Here is an 18,459-nt window from a genome sequence, read left to right as displayed (position 1 = left end):
CGGCTTTCAGTACTGCTGTCCCGTAAGAGCCGCGAGGAGGAGACGCGTGAGATACGAACTGCTCGGGCCACTGCGCCTCGTGGACGAGGCGACGCACACCATCAGCGCACCCAAGGTGGAGACCCTGCTGGCCGCGCTTCTCATCCGCGCCAACCAGCCGATCTCGACGGACGAGCTGCTCGACGAGCTGTGGGGGAACGAACCGCCGAAGCGGGCCCGCGCCGCCCTGCACGTGTACATCTCGCACCTCCGCAAGAACTTCGTGCAGCCCGCCGTGGACGGCGCGGCCATCCGGACGCACGCCCAGGGATACCTCCTGGAGGTCGACCAGGGATCGGTGGACGTGTTCCACCTCAAGTCCCTGCACGCGCGGGGGCGGGACATGCTGGACCACGACCCCGAGAGCGCGCTGGAGGCGTTCACCGCCGCCGCGCGCCTGTTCCGGGGGCCCGTGCTCGCCGGCATCGACAACGGGCTCATCGTCGGCTCCTTCGCCCGCTGGGCGGAAGAGGCACGGCTGGAGTGCCTGGAGGTGATCGCGACGTGCTCGCTGCGGCTGGGACGGCACCGCGAGCTCATCGGCGACCTGTCGCGGTGGGTGGAGGAGTACCCCCTGAACGAGAACCTGCGCGAGCAGCTCATGCTCGCGCTCTACCGGGCGGGGCGGCGCGCCGAGGCCCTGGACGTCTTCCAGTCGGCCCGCCAGGTGCTGCGGGAGGAGCTCGGGCTCGATCCCCGCAAGACCATGCGCCGGCTGCAGTTCGCGATCCTCTCGTCGGACGCCGAACTCGCCGTCGCCGGCTGAGGGTCCGTACGGCCGGCCATGGGGCGCCGTGCGGGAGCACGTGAGGGGCGGGCCGGCTGCGGACGGCTCGCCCCTCACCACGGGACCCGGGGGAACGGCCCCGTCAGCCCCGTCAGGCGGCGGAGGTGGCCCTCCGCGCTCCGGGGCGGTACCAGAAGACGAGCGCGACGAGCAGCGCGATCACCAGGGCGGCGGCGGCCCAGACGAAGACCGACGAGATCGTCTCGGCGAGGCCGCCGGAGCCCTGGGTGAGCGGGATCAGCATCGCGGCCAGGCCGAGCGATCCGCCGATCGTGAGCGCCGTCTGCAGCACTCCGGCCGTCACACCCGCGTACTCGGGCGGTGCGGTGGTGAGCACGATCATGTTGAACGGGATGATCGCCACGCCGACCCCGAGCCCCATGACGACGAGGGCCGGGAGCACCCCGGTGAGGTAGGTGCTGCCGCCGTCGAGCCGGGTCAGCCACGCGACTCCGGCCAGCACGACCACCAGGCCGGCCACCGCGCGGGTCTTGAGGCCGATCTTGGCGATGTACGAGGTGAGGATCTGGGTGCTGACGAGCAGCGCGAGGCCGAACGGCAGGATGGCCAGGCCGCTTCGCAGCGCGTCGAGGTGGAGCACGCCCTGGAGGTACTGCACCAGGTAGATCAGGAAGCTGGTCAGGACCGCCGCGAGCAGCACCAGGTTGAGGAAGGCCCCGGCCCGTTCGCGGCCGGCGAGGACCGCCAGGGGCAGCAGCGGCTCGGCCGAGCGCCGGTCCACCAGCAGCAGGATCACGGCCAGCACGACGGCCGCGCCGAGCGCCGCGAGTGTCCAGCGGTCGCCCCAGCCCTTCTCGGCGGCGTGGACCAGGCCGTACACGGCGGTGGTGAGGGTGGCGGTGCTCAGCAGCGCGCTCGGCAGGCCGAGCGAGCGCGACCGCCTCGTCTCGTCGCGCAGGCCGAGGGCGCGGGCGGCGACCACGGCGAGGACCAGCCCGATCGGCACGTTGACCAGCAGGCTCCAGCGCCAGTCGCCGACCCAGGTGAGCAGGCCGCCGAGGACCATGCCGGCGGAGGCGCCGAGCCCGGTCACCGTGGAGTAGAGGCCGAAGGCGCGCTGCTGCCGCTCCCCCTGGAAGACGATCGCCAGCAGTGCCAGGCCGGTGGGCCCGCAGATCGCCGCGCCGGCGCCCTGCAGGATCCGGCCCGCGAGCAGCACTTCGAGGTTGGGCGCGAGACCGGCGATCAGCGACGCCACCACGACCAGCCCGATCCCGGCGAGGAAGACCCGGCGGTGGCCCAGCACGTCGCCGAGGCGTCCGGAGAACAGCAGGAGCCCGCCGAAGGCGAGGAAGAAGCCGTTGGGCACCCAGGATCCCCCAGCCACCGTCAGGTGGAGGTCGGACTGCAGGGTCGGCAGCGCGACGTTCACGATGGTGCCGTCGAGCTGGAGCATGAACTCGGCCCCGACGATCGCGGCGAGCGCGAGGGCCCAGCCGCGGTCGGGGACGTCCCGGGGTGTGCCGGAGACGCTTTCGGGGGTCGTTTCGGTGGCCATGGAACCTCCACGGTCCGCTGATGGGGGGCAGGGGTGAGGCGCGATCGGATTGCAGGCCGCACCTATACTGAGGTCGTCTCAGGTTAATCGGGAGCATTCAAGCTGAGGCACCCTCAGGATGTCAAGCGGGAGGTAGCCGATGGACGGCAAGCCCTACATCGCCCAGCGCCCCAAACGGGCGGACGGCCGGCGCAACTACGACGCGATCCTGGCCGCGGCCCGCAAGGCGTTCGAGAGCACCGGGGCCGACGCGTCACTGGAGGACATCGCGAGCCAGGCCGGGGTGGCGATCGGCACGCTGTACCGCCACTTCCCCACCCGTGCCTCACTGGTCGAGGCCGCGACCCGGGACGGCCTGGAGAACCTGGTCTCCCACGCCGAGCGGCTGTCCGGCGCCCCGGACCCGCTCGACGCGCTCACCGCGTGGATGCGCGAGGCCGTCGCGCACTTCAGCACCTTCCGCGGCCTGGTCGGCATCCTCGCCCGGAGCATGTACGACGAGGGGACGCCCTCGCACACCATGTGCAACGCGATGCACCGCAGCGGCGCCGACCTGCTGCGCGCCGCGCAGGCGGCGGGCAGCGTACGGCCCGACCTCACCCCCGACGAACTGTTCGACCTCCTCAGTGGCGCCGCCTGGGTGCGGGAGCAGGCGGCGGGCGGCAGGGACGGCAGCCCGCGCTTCCTGCGACTGGTGCTGGAGGGCATCACGATTCCCCGCGCCTGACCCCCACCGGAACGGCAAGGGGAAAGCGACTGGTGTTGACAAAACCGACTAAGGCGCTAGGTAATGTAGAGTAAGTCGGAGCTTCTCTCGCAGGCCGGATTCGAGAAGGAACCGGCGTCCGATCCTTCACTCTCCGCTACCACTGGAAGTTTCGGCCCAGAACGCGAGAAAGGAGCGACTTACGGGCCGAAATGCTCTTTTCGGTCACGAAACGCCTGGGGTCGTCACAGACAATGAGCGTGTATGAAGAACGAATCTCCGAGACCGCATCGTCCACAGTGGTGCGCACGGCCGAGCTCGACCTGCTGCGGTCCCTGACCCAGGAGCCGGGCTCCGAGGGACGGCTCGTCGCCGTCCTCGGCGAGCCGGGCTCCGGCAAGACCCACCTGCTGTCGGCGCTCGTACGCGAGCGGCAGTGGACCGCCCTCCCCGCCACCGTCCACCGATGCTCCTCCGGCGACCGGGAGCGGGCGATCGACGCCGTCCGCAAGGCGCTGTGGCGGGCGCGCCGGGCCGGTGAGCGCGAGGAACCCGCCCGCCCCGTGATCGGTCTCGCCCGGCGGCGTAGCCGGCCGGACCGGGAGCTGGTGGTGATCGAGGACGCCCACCTCGCCGACGACGAGACCATCGGCGAGCTGGCCGCCATCGCCGGCGGCGATCCCGTGCCCCTGGCCGACGTCGTCGTCTCGCTGCGCCCGCGCCAGACCCCCGATCTCCTGGCCGAGGCCATCGCCGCCACCACGGCCTTCGGGCGCACCGCGCGGATCGAGCTCGCCCCCCTCGACGACGAGCGGATGCTGGCGATGTCGCCCGTTCCCGCGCCGTACGAACTGCGCCACCGCAGCGGCGGGAACCCGTTCAACCTGCGCGCGCTGCAGGCTCTGGAGCGCAGCGCACGCTCGGGCGGCGACGGCGCGCTCGCACCGTTCGAGTTCGCCGTGATGAGCGAGGTGCGCGACCTGACGCTCACCGAGCGGTACGCGCTGCACGCCGCGGCGATCCTGCGCTCCCGGTTCGACGCGGACCTGCTCGCCGAGGTCGCCGCGCTCGACCCTCTGGTGGCCTCCGCCGCGCTGCGCCGCCTCGTCCGGCGGGACCTGGTGCGGGTGGAGCCCGTCGGCACCCTGTTCTCGATCAGGGACGAGGTGTTCGGCTCGCTGCTGCGGCAGATGATCGACCCCTGCTGGGCGGCGCTGGCCCACCAGCGGGCGCTGCACCGGCTCTCGGCCCGCGGCCAGGCCGGCACTCAGATCGGCTTCCACCTGGTCAGCTCGCTGTCGAGGGCGCGCGCCGGCGAGCTGACCCAGATCGTCGACGCGTCCCAGGAGATCATGGAGACCGACGTCAGCGAGTGCGTCTCCTGGCTGACGCCCGTGCTCGCCGAGGCGCCGCCCTCGACCGAGATCGGCGCGCGCGCCCGGCTGGCGCTCAGCACCGCCTTCGGCCGTCTCGGCCGGATGCCCGAGAGCCGCGACCTGCTGTTCCTGGTGGACGAGTCGGACGCGCCGGTGGACCCGGCCGTGTTCGCCGAGCACGTCGCCTTCGTCTCGGTGGTGGAGGGCGTGCTCAGCCAGGACGTGCAGATGCTCGACCTGCTGGGGCACCTCCTCGACCGGCCCGGACTGCGGGACTCCCCGGTCTGGCCGCGCCTGGTCCTGGCGCGCAGCTTCCGCGTGTCGATGCTCGGCCGCGCGGTCGACAGCGCGGAGGCCGACTCCGCGCTGCGGGCCGCCCGGGCGGCCGGCGACGACCTCGTCGCGGCGGGGCTGCTCGGGCTCAGGGCCCTGGCGTCGGTGGCCGCCGGGGACGTGGAGCGTGCCCTGGCCGACGCCGACGCCGCCGCGGAGTCGCTGGACCGCACCCCTGAGCATCTGGTGGCGCGTCACGTCGAGTGCCTGCTGCTGGCCGGGCTCGCCTACATCTACCTCGGCCGCAACGCCGACGCCCAGCGGCAGGTGCGGCGCGGCGTCGACGTCGCCCGCAGGCGCCAGCGGCCGTTCCTGCTGCCGACGCTGCTGGTCATGCTCAGCGAGGCCGAGCGCCACCTCGGCCGGCTCAGGCAGGCCCGCGACGCGGCGGACGCGGCGATCGTCGAGTCGGGCCCGGGCAACCCGCTGCGGCACGCGCAGGCGGTCGCCCTCAAGTCCGCCGCCGAGGTGTGGATGCAGCCGGTGGCCAGCGGGCGGGCCAAGTCCCTGGCCCAGCAGGCGCTCGCGCGGCAGGCGCTGACCGGGACCCACGTGAACGGCAGCGCCTCGATCGCCGCGCTGACGCTCGCCAAGTGCGCCTGGCTGGACGGCGACCCGACGCACTGCGTCACCCTCCTGCTCAACGAGGGCCGGGGGCCGGACCTGCGGGTCATCCCGAGCGGCACCCGCCCCACGATGTGGGAGACGCTGTGCGCCGCCGGCCTGGACGCCGGGATGCCCCTCGACGAGTGGGCGCGCCGCGCCCAGGAGCACGCCCGGGCGGTTCCCATGCCGCACAACCTCGCCTACGCCGCCATGACCGGCGGCCACCTGCTGCGCTCGCGGTCGGCGCCCGGTGAGGCCGCCCGGCGCTACCGCGAGGCGGCCGAACTGTTCGCCACGGCCGGCATGCCGATCGAGCAGAGCTACGCCCTCGGGCAGGCGGCGCGGGCGCTCGCCGAACAGGGCCGCGCCGACCAGGCGGCCCACACCGTGCGGCTCGCCGCGGAGATCGCCCGGCGGTCGGAGGCGGTGACGCTGCTCCACTGGCTGGACAGGCAGACCGGCAGGCGCCCTGCGTCGCGGCCGGCGCCGCAGCCCTCCTCCCGTCAGGAGGTGTTCGGGCGGCTGGAGGTATTCGGCCGGCTGACCCACCGCGAGCGCGAGATCGCGTTGCTGATCTGCTCGGGAATGAAAAGGCGCGACATCGCCGACCGGCTCACGATCAGCACGCGGACGGTCGACGTTCACCTCACCCGCATTTACCGGAAAACCGGCGTGAGTTCCCGGATGGAGCTGGCGCTCGCCATTCAGCGGAAGGCGGCCGGACAGGAGTACGCGATCGGCTTTTAGGGACGACCGGCTTTTAGGCGCGACCGGCTTTTAGGCGCGATGGCTTTTAGGGGCGCTTGAGCGCCGCCGCCTAGGGTCGGAAACGTAACTTTCCGTCTCGGGAGGCGAATATGGATCTACGCGCGTTGTCCGACCGGATCGCGCCGGTGCGCCACGCGGTGAGCTCCTTCCTGCTGCCGTTCCTGGCCGCGCCGCCGGAGACCGTGTCGGACCGGGTCGGGGCGCTCGCCCGGCCCGGCCGCTCGCTCATCCTGCGCGACCTCACCGAGAAGGTCGTGGAGTACCGCTCCAACAACGCCGACCCCACCGGCACGACGCCCACCGAGAAGGACTTCGCCACCGTCCGGCTGGAGATCTTCGGTCCGGACGGCGAACCGCTCGGCGAGACGTCCGGCGCGGGCCGGATGCTTTTCAAGCAGGAGCACGACGGCCACTTCGTCGCGTACTTCGGCGAGGAGATCCGGCTGCGCGACGGCAACGTCATCCGCGCCGGGGGCCTGGTCGACGACGCCAGGCTGACGGCCGGCGAGGCCGCGACGTTCCCCGCCGTCGTCGTCGCCGGGCCGCTGCGCGGAGCCATCGGCTTCCGCTGGTTCCGGCCCGTGGCGAAGGAGACCCACGACACGTACGAGTCCGCGATCGTCGTCTACCGGTAGCGAGGGGGACGCCATGACCCTGACCCGGCTCCCCACCCGCCGGATCGGCCCCCTGACCGTCGGCGCCCAGGGGCTCGGCTGCCTCGGCATGTCCGAGTTCTACGGCGCGACCAGCGAGGGCGAGGCGATCTCGACCATCCGGCGCGCCCTCGACATCGGCGTCACGCTGCTCGACACCGCCGACGTGTACGGCCACGGCGCCAACGAGGAGCTGGTCGGCCGCGCCGTCGCCGGGCGCCGCGAGTCGGCCGTGCTCGCGACCAAGTTCGGCGTGGTGCGGCCCGGCCCCGGTGTCGGCGCCGGGGTGCGCGGCGACGCCCTCTATGTGCGGCGGGCGTGCGAGGACTCCCTGCGGCGGCTCGGCGTCGACCACGTCGACCTGCTCTACCTGACCCGCGTGGACACCGAGGTCGGCGTCGAGGAGACGGTCGGCGCGATGGCCGAACTGGTGGCCGCCGGGAAGATCCGCGCCATCGGGCTGTGCGAGGCGGCGCCGGAGACGATTCGCCGGGCTCACGCCGTCGCCCCTGTCTCCGCCCTGCAGACGGAGTGGTCGCTGTGGTCGCGGGACATCGAGCGGCGGATCCTGCCGGTCTGCCGGGAGCTCGGCATCACCGTGGTGCCGTACGCGCCGCTCGGGCGGGGCTTCCTCGCCGGTGCGGTCCGCTCCCGCGACCAGCTCGAGGAGGGCGACTTCCGGCGTTTCGGCCTGCCCCGGTTCTCACCGGAGAACCTGCCGCGCAACCTGCCCCTCGCCGACCGGCTCGGCGAGCTCGCCCGGGAGCTGGGGATCACACCGGCCCAGCTCGCTCTCGCGTGGCTGCACCACCAGGGCCCGGACGTCGTCCCGATCCCCGGCGCGAAGCGGCGGGACCACCTGGAGGAGAACGCCGACGCGGTGTTCCTGAGCCTGACCCGGGCCGATCTGGCGGCGGCCGCGGCCGCCGTCCCGGCCGGCGAGGTGCACGGCGAGCGCTGGAACGAACAGAGCATGCGCTTCGTCGACCGCTGAGGCGGCCGGGGACGGCCCATGGGTCGTCCCCGGCCGCCTCGGCGTCCAGCCGTCTGTCCGGTCAGCCCGCGGGCGGGGCGCCCTGTGCCGGGGCCGCGGCCGAGGCGTCCAGGAGGGCGATGGCCCGGGACGGGCACAGGTTCTCCGCCACCTCCACGGCCCGCCGCTGGTCCTCCCCCGGCTCCGCGTCGAGCACCACCACCAGGCCGTCCTCGCCGTGGTCGAAGACGGCCGGCGCGCTGATCGCGCAGTGCCCGGCGGCCATGCAGCGGCTCCGGTCGGCGGTCACCTTCATCGCGACTCCTCTCTCTCCCCTGCCGGGGTTCACCACTCGACCGGCAAGGTGTGGACGCCCTGCATCGTGCCGCCGCTGCGCGTGGGCAGCGCCTCCAGCGGAGTGCCCAGCCGCAGGCCCGGGATCTCCTCGAACAGGACGGAGAAGGCGACCTCCAGCTCCATCCGGGCGAGGTTCTGCCCCAGGCACTGGTGGATGCCGAAACCGAACGTCAGGTGCTGACGGCCCGACGCCGCGTTGTCTCCCACGGTGCGGTGGACGTCGAACTCGTACGGCCGGGGGAAGACGGCGGGGTCGCGGTTGGTCATCGAGGAGGACACCAGGACGCCCTCTCCGGCCCTGATGACCTCCCCGTCGATCTCGATGTCCTCGGTCGCCACCCGGACGCCGGAGACGTCGGTGATCGAGACCAGCCGCAGCAGCTCGTCGATCGCGGCGGGAAGCGCCCCGGGGTCGGCCCGCAGCGCGGCGAGCTGGTCAGGGTGCTCCAGCAGCGTGACGACGCCGAGCGCGATCATCTGGGAGGTCGTGTCGTGCCCGCCGATGAGCAGGGCGAGCGCGATGCGCAGCAGGTCCTCGCGGGTGAGGTCGCCGTCCTCGGTGACCTGCCCGGCGAGCCTGCTCAGCACGCCGCTCCCGCCGGGCTCACGCTCCTTGCGCGTGATCAGGCCGTCGAGGTAGTCCCACAGCTCGCGGCCCGCCCTCTCGGCGTCCTCGGCCGACTTCGCCTGCAGCAGGCCCACCGTCTTGGCCTCGAAGAACTCGTGGTCCTCGTACGGCACGCCGAGCAGGTCGGAGATCACCATCGAGGGGATGGGCAGGGCGTAGGCCTGCACGAGGTCCACCGGCGGGCCCGCCCGGAGCATGTCCGCCGCGAGCCGCCGGGCGAGCTCCTCGACCTGCGGGCGTACGGCACGCACGTGCTTGAGGCTGAAGTCGGGGGCGAGCAGGCGCCGGTGCACGTCGTGGACCGGCGGGTCGAACCCGATGATGGCGATGGGCTTGAAGATGGGCGCGTCCAGCCGGGGCAGGACCGCGGGGAAGTCGTCGCGGGACCGGTCGGCCGACATGCGCGGGTCGGCGAGCAGCCGCCGGGCCTGTGCGTGGCCGGTGACCATCCAGATGGTGCGGCCGTCCCACAGCCGGACCCGGTGGAGCGGCCCCCGCCGCCCCAGGTCCTGGTATCCGGGGGACGGCTGCCAGGGACAGGCCCGGTCCTGCGGGTAGGCGAACGGTTCCTCGTTCGCGGTGGTCGGTGGGGCGTTCACGATGTGGCTCCTTCGTCCTTCCGTCTCGGTGGGTGAGCGGCCTCGGTGGGTGAGCAGCCTCGGTGGGTGAGCCGGCTCGGTGGATGAGTCGGCTCGGTAGGTGAGCCGGCCTCTGGGGTGGGTGCGGGGTCAGGTGGTCGGTTCGGGCGAGCGGGCCTCCGGCAGCGGCGCGGGCCCGGGCCGGACGGCCCGGGCGCCGGCCCAGGCGCGCATGGCGGGCTCCTCGACGAACCGGGTGAGGAGCCAGGCCAGCAGCGTGGTGACCCCGAACAGGGCCGTGACGAGGAACAGCGCGGACGGCGTGTCCCAGGTCCGGTCGGCCCCGAACGCGATGTGGGAGTAGCTCAGGACGAGAAAGTGGACCAGGTAGGACGCGTACGAGATCTCCCCCAGCCGGATCAGGACGCGGGAGCGGAACGGGCTGAACCGGCCCCTGTGGTCGGCGACGGCGACGGCGGCGATGAGCAGCGCGAGCGGCAGCGCGACCGGCGCGGTGAGTCCGTAGACCGTCGGCCACAGGTACATCTGCAGGCCGAAGGCGGCGACCAGGATCAGCAGCGCCGGGGCCCAGCCCAGCCGGATCCACCGGCCGGTGACGACGATCCTGGCCATCAGGATGCCGAGGACGAAGTCGAGCGCCCGGGTCGGCGGGAACGACACCAGGAACCAGTTCTGGGTGAGCGACATCTCCTGCCCGGGCAGAGCAGGCGTGCCCGGCAGGACCGCGAGGGCGACGGCGGGGAGCACGGCGATCACCGCGACGACGGCGGCCACGGCCGTCCAGAGTCGCTCGGCCGGGATCCGCCGGACGAGCGCGTACAGGAACGGGAACGCCAGGTAGAACAGCAGGTCGCAGGCGAGCGACCAGGTGACCACGTTGATGGAGATGATCAGATCCGCGCGCGGGAGCCAGGTGTGCACGAGCAGCAGGCTGGGCAGCGCCTTGACCAGGTCGACGGACTGGCCGGCCCAGATCGCCAGCGCGAGGGCGGCGAACCAGGTGACCACGTGGTTGGGGTAGACCTTGACGAGCCGCCGCCGCCACATGCGGGTGCGCGACTCGCCCTCGGACACCGACCAGGTCAGTACGAATCCGCTCAGCACGAAGAAGAACTCCACGCCGAGCCACCCGGACGTGAAGGCGTAGGTCTGGAGCGAGGCCGCGACGTCCGGGTGGAAGTAGCCCAGCACGCACGCGTGGCAGACGAACACGAGGAACGCCGCGACGAATCTCATTCCGGTCAGTGAGGGGAGGGGGGAGGCTTCCTGTGCCGCCTCTGTCGTCATATGCGTTCCGCCTGTTTCCTAGTGCGTGAGCCGTGGGCCCGGCCGGGCCCGGGGGCGGACGGGCGTCAGCCCCCGGCGGGGCCGTCGCCGATCCGGATGGCCCGCGACGGGCAGAGGTAGGCCGCCTTACGGACCCGGTCCTCCTGCTCCGGTGCGGGGTTCGAGGTGAGGACCACGACGATTCCGTCCTCGTCCTGGTCGAACACCTCCGAGGTGGCGGCCATGCAGCGGCCGCCGCTGATGCAGCGCTCCCGGTCCGCCGACACCCACATCGCCGTCACCACTCGACCGGGAGTTCGAGGACCCGCTGCACGGTGCCGGCGCCGAGAATGGGCAGCTCGCCGACGGGGGCGGCCAGCCGGATCCCGGGGATCCGGCCGAACAGCTCCTTGAACGCGACCTCGAGCTCCAGCCGGGCGAGGTTCTGGCCGAGGCACTGATGGATGCCGAAGCCGAACGTCAAGTGGTGGCTGTCCTCGCGCAGGAGGTCGAGTTCGTCGGCACGACGGTGCACCGCCGCGTCGCGGTTGGCCAGCGTGCCCGAGACCAGCACCCCCTCCCCTTCGCGGATGAGGTGCCCGGCGATCTCGATGTCGCCCTTGGCGACCCGGGTGGCGACGAGGTCGGTGGTGGCGATGTAGCGCAGCAGTTCCTCCACCGCGCCCGGCAGCCGGTCGGGTTCCCCGTGCAGCAGGGCGAGCTGCTCCGGGTGCTCCAGCAGGGTGATGACACCCAGCGCCAGGGAGGAGGAGGTGGTCTCGTGCGCGGCGATGAGCAGCACCAGGGCGATGGACACCAGCTCGTCGTGGCCGATGTCCCCGGTGACGACCCGCTCCCGGACGAGCGTGCCGAGCAGCCCGTCGGAGGGGTTCTTGATCTGCTCGGCGACCAGCCGGTCGATGTAGTCGAACAGGTCCTGCGCCGCCGTCGCCGACTCCTCCTCGGTGCCCAGCATCACCTTGCCGCTGGCGTCCTGGAAGAAGTCGTGGTCGTCGTACGGCACGCCGAGGTGGCGGCAGATGACCAGCGACGGCAGCGGCACCGCGAGCAGCGGCACCAGGTCGGCGGGCGGGCCGTGCTCGACGATGCGGTCGACGAACCCGGCGACGATCCGCTCGATCTCCGGGCGCATCCGGCGGACCGCCTTGAGGCTGAAGTGGGGGTTGAGATACCGGCGGTAGACGTCGTGGACCGGCGGGTCCATGGCGATCAGCGCCAGCGTGCGGGCGATCTGGGAGCGGAACCGGGGGGCCACGATCGGGAACCCGGGGTGGGTGCGCTGCGAGGACAGGTTCGGGTGGGTGAGGATCTCCCGGGACTCCCGATAGCCGGTCACCATCCACGCCTCGCGCCCGTCGAAAAGGGTCACCTTGAGCACCGGCCCCCGCTCCCCGATCTCGCGGTAGCCCGCGGGCGGCTCGTAGGGGCAGGTGCGCTTCTGCGGGTACGGCGGAGCTTCCGTCATTTCCCTTTTTCCCTTCGGCGAGAGTTGGGGAACCGGGCGTCACAAATTGCCGTGAACGGGACGCCGCGATGGTATGCAGGCCGCCATTCGCGGAACAAGTCGCCTTGAGCCCGGCCTTAGAACGGCTTATGCGCCGGTCGCGCCCACTTCCTTGAATTCCGCCGCCGATCGCGGCCGGAAATGCGGAACCGCGTCGAGAAGCGCTTTCGTGTACGGATGCTCGGGATGGTCGAATACCTTTTCCATTTCACCGCTCTCCACCACCCGGCCGTCCTTCATCACCACCACCCGGTGGCTCAGCCGGCGGATGACGCCGAGATCGTGGGAGATGAACACGTACGCCACCCCGAGCCGCTCCTGGACGTCGGCGAGCACGTCGAGGACCTGGGACTGGATGGACGCGTCGAGCGCGGAGACCGGCTCGTCGCAGACGATGACCCGCGGCCCGGGGGCGAGGGCCCGGGCGATGGCGAGGCGCTGCCGCTGCCCGCCGGACAGCTCCCGCGCGCGCCGGTCCAGCACGCCGGGCGCGAGCCCGACGTGTTCCAGCAGCCGCGCCACGTGCCGGTCGCGTTCCTCGCGTGGCGTCCGGCCCGCGCGCAGCGGCTCCTCCAGGATCTGCCGGGCGGTGTAGCGGGGGTCGAAGGACGACAGCGGATGCTGGTAGATCATCTGCACCGCGCGGCGGGCCGTGCGCCGCGCCTGGCCGTGCAGCCCGCTCCACGGTGCGCCGTCGAGCAGCACCCGCCCGGTGTCCGGCTCCAGCAGGCCCATCAGCAGCCGGCCGAGGGTGGTCTTGCCCGAGCCCGACTCGCCGACGACGCCCAGCGTCTGCCCGGCCTCGACCGTGACGGACACGTCGTCCACCGCGGTGAGCGTGCCCCGCCCCGGAAGGGTGTAGCGCTTGGCCAGGCCCTCGGCCCGGAGCACCTCGTCCGTCCCCCGGCCCGGCCGCCCGGCCGGCCGCGGCGCGCGGCGGCCGTGCCCGAGCGCCGCGCCCACCAGCGTCCTGGTGTAGGGATGCGACGGCGACTCCAGAACCGCCGCGGCCGGGCCCTCCTCGACGAACAGGCCGTCCTTCATCACGTACACGTAGTCGGCGATCTCCACGACCACGCCCAGGTCGTGGCTGATGAGCAGCACGGCGGTGCCGTCGCTCACCCGCTCGCGCACCAGCGCGAGCACCTGCCGCTGCACGGTCGCGTCCAGGGCCGTCGTCGGCTCGTCGGCGATCAGCAGGTCGGGCCGCGCGGCGAGCGCCGAGGCGATGAGCGCGCGCTGGCGCAGTCCTCCCGACAGCTGGTGGGGATACTGCCGGGCGCGGCTGCGCGGGGCCGGGATCTCCACTTCGCCGAGCAGCCGCTCGACCTCGGCGTCCACCTGCTTCGGGGGCACGACGCGGTGCGTGCGCAGCGGCTCGGCCACCTCCGCGCCGACCCGGCGCAGCGGGTCGAGCGACCCCAGCGCGTCCTGCAGGACGAACCCCAGGCGGCGCCCGCGCAGCGACCGCCAGGCCCGGCCCCGCACCTGGCGCAGGTCGATCCCGTCGAACGTCAGCTCGGCCGCCGCGACCCGGGCGCCCTCCCCCGCCAGGCCGGCGAGGCTGCGCGCCGTGACGCTCTTGCCCGAGCCGGACTCGCCGACGATCGCGACGACCTGGCCGCGGTCGATCCGGAACGACACGCCGCGCACCGCCTCCACCGTCCCGTGCCGGGTGGGGAAGCCCACCGCGAGGTCCCGTACGGCGACGAGGGGGCGGTCCCCTCCCTCGGTGGTCACGACAGCCTCCCTTCGGCGCGGGCGTTGAGATGGCGGCCGACGAGCGTGACGGCCAGGACCGCGAGGGTGATGGCCACTCCGGGGAACACGGCGGGCCACCAGGCGAGGGCCAGGAGCTCGCGGCTGTCGGAGAGCATGGCGCCCCACTCGGCCGTCGGCGGCCGGGGGCCGAGGCCCACGAAGCTCAGCGAGGAGCTGGCGACGATCATGGCGCCGAGGCTCACCGTCGCGAGTGCCAGCACGGGGGCGGCGGCGTTGGGCAGCACATGGCGGACGACGACCTGCGCGCGGGACCAGCCGAACCCGTGGGCGGCCTCGACGTACTGCGCCGCGCGGAGGCGGATCACCTCGGCCCGGGCCACCCGGGCGAAGCCGGGCGTGGAGATCACCGCCAGGCCGACGGCGGCGGTGCCGCTCCCGGGGCCGAGCACGGCGACGACGAGGAAGACCAGCAGCAGGCCGGGGACGGACAGGACCACGTCGAGCGACCGGCTGAGGACCTGGTCGGCGACCCGGCCGAGCTGGGCGGCGGCGACCCCGATCACGACGCCGGCCAGGAGGGCCAGCAGGACCGCGCCGGCTCCGATCAGCAGGGACGGCCGGGCTCCGTACACGATCCGGGCGTACAGGTCGCGGCCGTTCTGGTCGGTGCCGAGCCAGTGCCCGGCGCCGGGCGGCCGCAGCGTCGCGTCCAGGTCGGCGGCGTCCGGGTCGATTCCCGTGAACAGCGACGGGACCGCCGCCATGGCGGCCAGCAGCACCAGCACGGCCGCCCAGGGCCACAGGCTTTTGGGCACCGCTACCTCCCCGAGTCCCGCGTCCTGGGATCGATCACCCAGGTGAGGATGTCGACCGCGATGGTGACCAGCACGAACGCGATCGCCGTCACCAGGACGACCGCGACGACCACGGGCATGTCCTTGTTCGCCACGGCGGACAGCGCCAGCCGCCCGATGCCCTGCCGGGAGAAGACGATCTCGATGATGACCGCGCCGCCGATCAGGGAGCCGGCGATCCAGCCGAGCAGCGTGGTGACGGGGATCAGGGCGTGGCGCAGCACGTGCCGCAGGCGCAGGGCCGTCTCGCCGAGGCCCCGGGCACGGGCGGTCACCACGAACGGCTCGTCCGCCGCGCGCAGCAGCCCCTCCCGCAGCACTCCGGCGACGACGGCCGCGGGCCCGGCAGCCAGGGCGGCGGTCGGCAGGACCAGCCCGGCCGGCGATGAGGACCCGATGGCCGGGAACCAGTGCAGGGTGAAGGAGAAGACGGTCAGCAGCAGCAGCCCCAGCCAGAACGGCGGAAGGGCCACGACCAGCGACTCGGCCGACGCGAACAGCGAGCGCACCCAGGCCCGGCGGTTGGCGCTCACCACCCCGAGCGCGACCGACGCGACGATCGTCGCCAGCAGGGTCGTGGCCACCAGCAGCAGCGTGGAGGGGAGCTGTGCGGCGATCTCACCCCACACCGGCCTGCGCAGCACGTACGACTCGCCGAACTCGCCCTGCACGATCCGCCCGAGGTAGGTGAGGTACTGCACCGGGATCGGGTCGTCGAGCCCGTACTCCGCCACGATCCGCTCCCGGACCTCGGGGCTCACCGAGGTCCGGGCGAGCAGGACGTCGGCCGTGCTCCCGGGCATGACCTGCAGCAGCACGAACGTCACCGTCACGGCTCCCCACAGCACACCGGCCGATGCGGCCAGGCGGACGAGGACCAGCCGTACGAGCGACCCGTGACCCCGGCCGGAGCGGCGGTCCTCGTCCCGCGCCGCCGCCGCTCCCGCCGGGGACGTCTTCAGGACGCCAGCCATATGCCGGACAGGTCGGGCGTGCCGTCGACGTTGAACCGCACGTCCCGGACGCCCTCGCGGGCCGCGACGGTGGACAGCGGCGAGTAGATCGGCAGCACCGCCGCATCGTCGGTGACCCGCCGCTGCACCTCGGCGTAGACGCCGAACTGCTCGGACTGGTCCCGGGCGTCGAGTGCCCGCTTGAAGTAGGCCTCTACCTGCGGGTTGTCGTACCTCGCCATGTTGTTGCTGATCCCGCGCTTGGGCGTCGGGATGTTGTCGGCGCCGAACAGCACCCGCAGCACGTCCGGCCCGGGTGAGGAGAAGCTCGTGTCGATCAGCTCGTAGTCGCCGTCCAGCAGCCGGTTGACGAAGGTGCCGCCGTCGAGGTTCTCCTCGACCAGCTCGACGCCGAGCTGCTTGGCCGAGGCCTGGATCTGCACGGCGAGGGTGCTCACCGACGGGTCGGACCACATGTGGCGCAGGGTGAGCCGCCTGCCGTCCTTGGTCCGGTAGCCCTGCGCGTCCCTTCGCGTCCATCCGGCCTGGTCGAGCAGCCGGTTCGCCTCGGCCGGGTCGTAGCCGTACGCGGAGGAGAGCGAGCCGTCGAAACCGGGTGTGCTGGCAGACAACGGCCCCTGCGCACCGTCGTACACCCCGAAGTAGACGTTCTTCACGATCTGCCGCCAGTTGACGCCCGCCCGCAGGGCCTTGCGCACGTTGACGTCGCTCAGCGGGCCCTTCGCGGTGTTGGGCCAGTAGCTGTAGTTGGCGCCGGGGAACGGCGTGGTGTGCAGGGCGAAGCCCGGGGTGCCCTTCAACGTGCCGACGGAGGACGGCGCGAGGCCGGTGATCACGTCGACCTGGCCGCTCGTGAGCGCGCCGAGCCGCGCCGAGTTGTCCGGCACGACCGTGACCTCGATGCGGTCGAGCGGCGCGGGGCCCGTGCGCGGCGCCCCCTCCGGGGCCCAGCCGTACGCCGGGTTCCTGACGTAGTCGATGCCCTTCTGCGGGGTGAGCCCGCCGTCGCTCTTGAACGGCCCGGTGCCGACGACGGTGGCGCACAGCTTCGAGGCCGGGCCCTTCAGCGTGGCCGGGGACTCGATCCCGAGGTTGGGCTGGGCGAGCGCGGCGAGGAAGCCGGAGTCGGGCCGCTTCAGCCGCACCTCCACGGTCAGCGGGTCGACGGCCTTCGCCGAGTCGTAGGCCGCGACCAGGCTGCCGGCGAGCAGCGACTTGGTCTCGGGGGCGACCACGTGGTCGAGGTTGGCGACGACCGCCGCCGCGTCGAACTTCGCGCCGTCGGTGAAGGTGACGCCCTCCCGCAGCCGGAACGTGTACGTCCGCCGGTCGCCCGAGACCGTCCACTCGCGGGCGAGCCAGGGATGGAGACCGCCTCGCGGGTCCTGGTAGACCAGGGAGTCGACCAACGGCCGGGTCAGCAGCCTGGCCGACTCCGTCGGGCTCTGGTGGGGGTCCAGGCACTCCGGTTCCTTCTCGACCGCCAAGCGCAGCGTGCCCCCGGTGCGGGGGGACGCCGCTCCCGCGGCCTCCGCCTTCCCCGGGGCGGCGGGGGCCGGGTCGTCCGCTCCGGAGGAGCAGGCGGTGAGAGCCAGCATCAGCGTGGCGGCCCCCGCCATGACGGCGGAGGCGGTGGTTCCGGGCCTCGGGGCAGCACCCATCCTCGTCCCAATCGTTGCGACGTCCAGGCCGGAAGGGATCTCCGGCCACAGACACAGTGCTCGCCGGTTCTAAAGCCGTGCTGAATCGGCGGCGCCGTCGCGTGAGGGGACTACAGCGACGAGACGATCTTGGCGATCAGCTCGTAGGAGCGGATCCTGGCCTGGTGGTCGGGCACCTGGGTGAGCACGAACAGCTCGTCCGCGCGGGTGGCCCGCAGCAGGTCGCCGAGCCGTGGGGCGATCCGCTCGGGGCTGCCGACGAACTGGGGGCCGATCTTGTCCCGCAGGAACCGCTCCTCCTCCGGGGTGAACCGGTGCGCGGCCGTCTCCTCCTCCGTCGGCAGGACGGTCGCGGGGTCGACCGTGCGCATGAGGATCTGGCCGTACACGAAGGACGTGGCGAGCCGGTGCGCGCGCTCGTCGCTGTCGGCCGCGACCGCGATCACGGCCACGCAGGCGTGCGGCTCGGCGAGGGCCGCCGAGGGCCGGAACGCCCGGCGGTAGGCCTCCAGGGCCTCCGGCGCGCCCGCGCCGACGATCGCGTGCGCGTACACGTACGGCAGGCCGAGGCGGCCCGCGGCGGCGGCACTGGACGCGCTCGACCCGACCAGCCAGATCTCGGGCGGCGTGGCCGGCTCGGGGATCGCCCGGACGCCGCCGCTGCCGCCGGCGAAGTACTCGCCCAGCTCACGCAGCGCGCTCGGGAAGTCGAGCCCGCGCGGGTCGCCCATGCGGGCGGCGGCCTCGCCGGAGCCTCCGGCGGCGCGGCCGAGCCCGAGGTCCACCCGGCCGGGGTAGAGCCCGGCCAGGACGCCGAACTGCTCGGCCACCACGTACGGCGAGTGGTTGGGCAGCAGCACCGCGCCGGAGCCGACGCGGATGGTGGAGGTCGCCGCGAGGATGGACCCGGCGAGCACGGCCGGGCTGGAGGTCGCGAGCGCCGGGGTGTTGTGGTGCTCGGCGACCCAGTAACGCCGGTAGCCCAGCGCCTCCACGGCCTGAGCCAGATCGACGGAGCGGCGCAGCGCGTCGCCCGCGCTGTCGCCACGCCAGACGGGTGCGGTGTCGTGCACGGAGACGGCGATTCCCTCGGCCAACGTCCTCTCCTTCAGG

At 73.0% G+C, this 18,459-nt stretch carries 16 protein-coding genes; 5 read left to right on the top strand and 11 right to left on the bottom strand.

The window, feature by feature from the left end:
• The first annotated feature begins 46 nt into the window (after positions 1–46).
• The gene (locus tag HHX37_RS35055) at positions 47–805 is read left to right on the top strand and encodes an AfsR/SARP family transcriptional regulator (RefSeq protein WP_182883664.1); all 759 of its coding nucleotides are present in this window, start codon (positions 47–49) and stop codon (positions 803–805) included.
• 112 nt (positions 806–917) lie between these two features.
• Here HHX37_RS35055 and HHX37_RS35050 read toward each other — a convergent pair whose 3' ends face one another.
• Positions 918–2,345 carry an MFS transporter gene (locus tag HHX37_RS35050; protein ID WP_182888132.1) on the bottom strand — a complete coding sequence of 476 codons (1,428 nt, stop codon included), beginning with the start codon at positions 2,343–2,345 and terminating at the stop codon, positions 918–920.
• A gap of 139 nt (positions 2,346–2,484) precedes the next feature.
• Here HHX37_RS35050 and HHX37_RS35045 point away from each other — a divergent pair, with 139 nt between their 5' ends.
• From HHX37_RS35045 to HHX37_RS35030, 4 genes are all read left to right on the top strand, one after another.
• On the top strand, positions 2,485–3,072 hold the full coding sequence (locus HHX37_RS35045; RefSeq protein WP_117409461.1) for a TetR/AcrR family transcriptional regulator: 588 nt from the start codon (positions 2,485–2,487) through the stop codon (positions 3,070–3,072).
• Between the two features lie 239 nt (positions 3,073–3,311).
• The gene (locus HHX37_RS38060; RefSeq protein WP_182888131.1) at positions 3,312–6,113 is read left to right on the top strand and encodes a LuxR family transcriptional regulator; all 2,802 of its coding nucleotides are present in this window, start codon (positions 3,312–3,314) and stop codon (positions 6,111–6,113) included.
• Between the two features lie 110 nt (positions 6,114–6,223).
• The gene (locus HHX37_RS35035) at positions 6,224–6,769 is read left to right on the top strand and encodes an allene oxide cyclase barrel-like domain-containing protein (RefSeq protein WP_165900865.1); all 546 of its coding nucleotides are present in this window, start codon (positions 6,224–6,226) and stop codon (positions 6,767–6,769) included.
• A 13-nt stretch (positions 6,770–6,782) separates the two neighbouring features.
• On the top strand, positions 6,783–7,781 hold the full coding sequence (locus tag HHX37_RS35030; protein WP_117409459.1) for an aldo/keto reductase: 999 nt from the start codon (positions 6,783–6,785) through the stop codon (positions 7,779–7,781).
• A 61-nt stretch (positions 7,782–7,842) separates the two neighbouring features.
• Here HHX37_RS35030 and HHX37_RS35025 read toward each other — a convergent pair whose 3' ends face one another.
• From HHX37_RS35025 to HHX37_RS34980, 10 genes are all read right to left on the bottom strand, one after another.
• A complete protein-coding gene (locus HHX37_RS35025) occupies positions 7,843–8,076 on the bottom strand; it encodes a ferredoxin (RefSeq protein ID WP_117409458.1) in 234 nt (77 codons plus the stop codon).
• Between the two features lie 29 nt (positions 8,077–8,105).
• Entirely contained in the window at positions 8,106–9,344 is a 1,239-nt protein-coding gene (locus tag HHX37_RS38055; RefSeq protein WP_182888130.1) for a cytochrome P450, read from the bottom strand.
• 129 nt (positions 9,345–9,473) lie between these two features.
• A complete protein-coding gene (locus HHX37_RS35015) occupies positions 9,474–10,580 on the bottom strand; it encodes an acyltransferase family protein (protein WP_220499862.1) in 1,107 nt (368 codons plus the stop codon).
• Between the two features lie 116 nt (positions 10,581–10,696).
• Positions 10,697–10,903, bottom strand: a complete 207-nt coding sequence (locus HHX37_RS35010) for a ferredoxin (RefSeq protein WP_117409465.1) — start codon at positions 10,901–10,903, stop codon at positions 10,697–10,699.
• A gap of 5 nt (positions 10,904–10,908) precedes the next feature.
• On the bottom strand, positions 10,909–12,096 hold the full coding sequence (locus tag HHX37_RS35005; protein ID WP_182877272.1) for a cytochrome P450: 1,188 nt from the start codon (positions 12,094–12,096) through the stop codon (positions 10,909–10,911).
• Positions 12,097–12,222: 126 nt separating this feature from the next.
• On the bottom strand, positions 12,223–13,875 hold the full coding sequence (locus tag HHX37_RS35000) for a dipeptide ABC transporter ATP-binding protein (protein WP_182888129.1): 1,653 nt from the start codon (positions 13,873–13,875) through the stop codon (positions 12,223–12,225).
• Complete coding sequence (locus HHX37_RS34995) at positions 13,872–14,672, bottom strand: ABC transporter permease (RefSeq protein WP_220499863.1); 801 nt, start codon at positions 14,670–14,672, stop codon at positions 13,872–13,874. Before HHX37_RS34995 ends, HHX37_RS35000 begins: the two co-directional genes overlap by 4 nt.
• Before the next feature lie 2 nt (positions 14,673–14,674).
• Positions 14,675–15,685 carry an ABC transporter permease gene (locus HHX37_RS34990; RefSeq protein ID WP_182888128.1) on the bottom strand — a complete coding sequence of 337 codons (1,011 nt, stop codon included), beginning with the start codon at positions 15,683–15,685 and terminating at the stop codon, positions 14,675–14,677.
• Positions 15,670–17,346: an ABC transporter substrate-binding protein gene (locus HHX37_RS34985; protein ID WP_220503399.1), complete on the bottom strand. Its 1,677-nt coding sequence runs from the start codon at positions 17,344–17,346 to the stop codon at positions 15,670–15,672. Before HHX37_RS34985 ends, HHX37_RS34990 begins: the two co-directional genes overlap by 16 nt.
• Before the next feature lie 110 nt (positions 17,347–17,456).
• Entirely contained in the window at positions 17,457–18,443 is a 987-nt protein-coding gene (locus HHX37_RS34980; protein WP_220503398.1) for an LLM class flavin-dependent oxidoreductase, read from the bottom strand.
• Positions 18,444–18,459: the final 16 nt, after the last annotated feature.

It is taken from the genome of Microbispora sp. H10885, from assembly GCF_014161415.1.
In the GTDB taxonomy this organism is placed as follows: Bacteria; Actinomycetota; Actinomycetes; order Streptosporangiales; family Streptosporangiaceae; genus Microbispora; species Microbispora triticiradicis.
This window is presented reverse-complemented; position numbering and strand designations above follow the sequence as displayed.